The 3,480-nt window shown below is 51.7% G+C and carries 4 protein-coding genes; 3 read left to right on the top strand and 1 reads right to left on the bottom strand.

All coding sequences use genetic code 11. The features are described from left to right. A partial coding sequence (locus tag PHE17_RS21505; protein WP_363320167.1) for a M23 family metallopeptidase occupies window positions 1-513 on the top strand: 513 nt, incomplete at its 5' end. A gap of 18 nt (window positions 514-531) precedes the next feature. Next, window positions 532-1,512, top strand: a complete 981-nt coding sequence (locus PHE17_RS21500; protein WP_301017980.1) for a M28 family peptidase — start codon at window positions 532-534, stop codon at window positions 1,510-1,512. A gap of 20 nt (window positions 1,513-1,532) precedes the next feature. On the opposite strand, the gene PHE17_RS21495 is transcribed toward PHE17_RS21500, so the two are convergent. Then, window positions 1,533-1,721 carry a hypothetical protein gene (locus tag PHE17_RS21495; protein ID WP_301017979.1) on the bottom strand — a complete coding sequence of 63 codons (189 nt, stop codon included), beginning with the start codon at window positions 1,719-1,721 and terminating at the stop codon, window positions 1,533-1,535. Window positions 1,722-2,145: 424 nt separating this feature from the next. On the opposite strand from PHE17_RS21495, the gene PHE17_RS21490 reads away from it, so the two are divergent. Further along, window positions 2,146-3,264, top strand: coding sequence for an FIST N-terminal domain-containing protein (locus PHE17_RS21490; protein WP_301017977.1), 1,119 nt, complete (start codon window positions 2,146-2,148; stop codon window positions 3,262-3,264). The last annotated feature ends 216 nt before the right edge of the window (window positions 3,265-3,480 follow it).

Here is a 3,480-nt window from a genome sequence, read left to right as displayed (position 1 = left end):
GTTCCCCACCTGCTGTTTAGCACGCTGCTGGCGGTAGCAATGGCTGCATTCTTCCTGCCTGAAACGCCACGCATCCCGGTCAGTGGTGCAAGCCGTGCGGACTGGAATCTGCAATCGTTCTGGTATTACCCGTGGGGACGTTCCGGTACGCACAAGGGCATCGACATTTTCGCCCCAGAAGGCACGCCCGTACTCGCCGCCACTACAGGCTTGATTATCAGCACGGGGGAGGACAGCATGGGCGGGAATTACGTGTTCATGCTGGGGGCAAAGTGGCGTTTCCACTACTACGCGCACCTGCAACAAATTGATACACAAGCGTTATGCTGGGTATGGGCGGGAGATGCCGTCGGCAAGGTGGGAACGACCGGCAACGCCAAGGGCAAGCCGCCGCATTTGCATTACGACATCCGCACCCCTTACCCACAGCCGTGGCTGTATGATGCTGCTTTGCCGCAGGCGTGGAATCGGTTATTCTTCGTTGACCCGAATGTATTTTTGGGCAAAAGGTAAGGGGACGCTGGAATGATGATGCGTAAACTCCTCCGCTCCTTGGGCGAGGTTGCTTTGGTTCTGCCATTCCTCATGGTGGGGTTATGGTTTGTCGTCACCCAACCGTTATGGCAAACTGATCAGGTAACAACATCTGTCAGCGTTTCCTCTGAACGTTTGCAAGCACACGTGCGCAAGCTTTCTGCCGAGTTGCCACCACGCACTTTTCCCGACAATTTGAATGCTTCCGCCGCCTACATCCGTGAACAATGGGCAGCATTCGGCAAGGTACAAGACATGCCGTTTGTGGTGGAGGGTGGAACTTACAACAACCTGTCGATTAGCTTTGGTCCCGCAACGCCAACCCGCATCGTGATAGGGGCACACTACGATGCTTACGAGGAGTTGCCGGGAGCAGATGATAACGCCAGTGGCATTGCCGGGTTATTGGAGTTAGCACGCTTATTAAGCCAAGCACCACTCACCAAACAGGTGGAGTTGGTCGCCTTTACACTGGAAGAACCGCCATATTTCAGGACAGCCAACATGGGCAGCGCAGTACACGCCAAGAAGCTGCTCGAAAATGGGGACAAAGTAGAACTGATGATCGCGTTGGAAATGATCGGCTACTATGACGACACACCGCACAGCCAAGATTTTCCGCTGCCTTTGATGGAATACGCCTATGCCAATCAAGGCAATTTCATTGCTGTGGTCGGCAACCTGTCAAGCATGGGCATCGTGCGTGACACCAAAGCCAGTATGCGCCGCGTGATGGCAATGCCAGTGTATTCCATCAATGCCCCGTGGCTGATTCCGGGCATTGATTTTTCGGATCACCTCAACTTCTGGCGGCAAGGTTTCCCCGCATTGATGGTAACGGATACCGCTTTCTACCGTAATGATGCCTACCACCACCGCGAGGATACGTGGGAACGCTTGGATTACATCAAAATGGCGGAAGTGGTGAAAGGGGTGTTTACGGTGATACTCGACCGGACAAACGCCTTAGAGCCATGAAAAATTAAGGTACTCCCCATTCAGTAGTGGAACCGGGAAGATTTGTATACCCGTGTTGTGGTTTCTTCTTGCCGCCGCATTGATTTTTTGCGGCAGGCTTCTTCTGCCCGCCTTTTGGCACGGCGGTAACTGATGAACCTATACAAGTACACGGCAGCTACAACCAAGATGATGGACAGCGCGGCGGCTAACAAAACGGTGATGTTCATAACCTAAATTCTCTTTTATTACCTGTGGTTTACCCCGCAGTTCGCTGTGTCCGCTGATTGTACACTTTTTGGGAAGACGGGGAGTCCGACAGGCTGCTAGCAGTTTTTTCATGTTTTTTTAGCTATAGATAACTGTCAAGCCCCATCAACAGGGCATTGACATACCATAGAGAAGTCACCGCCTATTGTAAACAAGAAGCGCTTAATTATTGGGCTTTCTGGGGTTTGTATTTGATGAGGCCCCCCGCTTCAGCAGTAGCAGAACCAAACTGTTTGCACGTGAATTCATTGATAGCAATAGCACTTTCTTGGTGAAAACAAATTCCACTCATCTTTAAGCGCTAGTGTTGCTCGGCAGATCGTGCCATCATCTGGGTCAGGTTTCAAATAACAAAAAATCTCGATCTCCCGGAGTGGCACAACAATGAAAATTAGCACCCTGACGTATACTGTCGCGCATGGTTTTTCCTCTGTATTGCCCGATATTTCATCACCACAACTCCTCATCCTGATATTTGGTCACTCGGACTTTCTGGAACATACGCACCCCTTTGAAGTACTGGCAGAAAAATATCCGCAAGCGACGTTCATGGGCTGTTCCAGTGCGGGTGAAATTCTTGGCAAACACATCCACGACAACAGTTTGGTTATTGCCTTAGCCCAATTTGAATCCAGCCGCCTGCACATGACCCACATTGCAATAGACGGGGCGCAAGACTCCCACCATGCAGGCCGGGTGTTGGCCGATAGGCTGACTGGCGATGATTTAAAAGGCATTTTCGTGCTTTCCGATGGCCTGAATGTCAACGGCAGCGAACTTGTCCAAGGTTTCAATGATGTCGTGGCAGGTATCACTGTTACAGGTGGGCTAGCGGGCGATGGCAAGCACTTCAAAAAAACCTGGGTGCTGAAAGACGGCAAACCAACCAGCCATACCATTGCCGCACTCGGCCTGTATGGTGATGTCAAAATTGGGCACGGCTCTAAAGGTGGCTGGAAACCGTTTGGCCCTGCGCGTGAAGTGACCCGTGCTGAACACAACGTGCTGTATGAACTGGCTGGCAAACCAGCACTCTCCCTGTACAAGACTTACCTCGGCGAAATGGCGGAAGGCTTACCGGCAACAGGCTTGCGCTTCTCCTTGGCACTAAGCCAACCCGGTGAAACCAAGGAATTGGTGCGTACCATCCTTGCGGTGGATGAAGCCACCCAATCCCTCACCTTCGCAGGCGACATTCCAGTGGGGGCTTACGCGCAATTGATGCGTGCAAACCTTGAACAACTGGTAGAAGGTGCAGAAGATGCCGCCTTGATGAGCGCCACCAAAACTGATGCAGAAGTATTGTGCATTGCCATCAGTTGCGTCGGGCGGCGCATGGTTATGGGCGTTGATGCAGAAGAAGAAGCCGAAGCAGTACTGGATATTTTGCCGGAATCAACCCAACAAATTGGCTTCTATTCCTACGGGGAAATTTCACCTTACGCCAAAGGCAGTTGCGACTTGCACAACCAGACCATGACCCTGACTACCCTGTACGAATAATTAGGTTTGGCTCAATATGTGACTCAGGCTCATTTCTTAATTAGAAAATACGTCCCATAACTAGGGGACAAGTAATGAAAACTAATAAGCCATCCCACCGCACCGTAACGCTGGCAGGCATCATCGTACTGGCAACCGCTGCCAAGGGGGCCATAGCCGCATCTGCTGCACGAGTACCCGAATACAAACTGGCACTGGCAGCAGACGGCAAAACCT

It is taken from the genome of Thiothrix sp. (assembly GCF_028714775.1).
Lineage (GTDB): Bacteria > Pseudomonadota > Gammaproteobacteria > Thiotrichales > Thiotrichaceae > Thiothrix.
The sequence above is the reverse complement of the archived record's forward strand: the minus strand, read 5'-3'. Positions and strand labels throughout refer to the sequence as shown.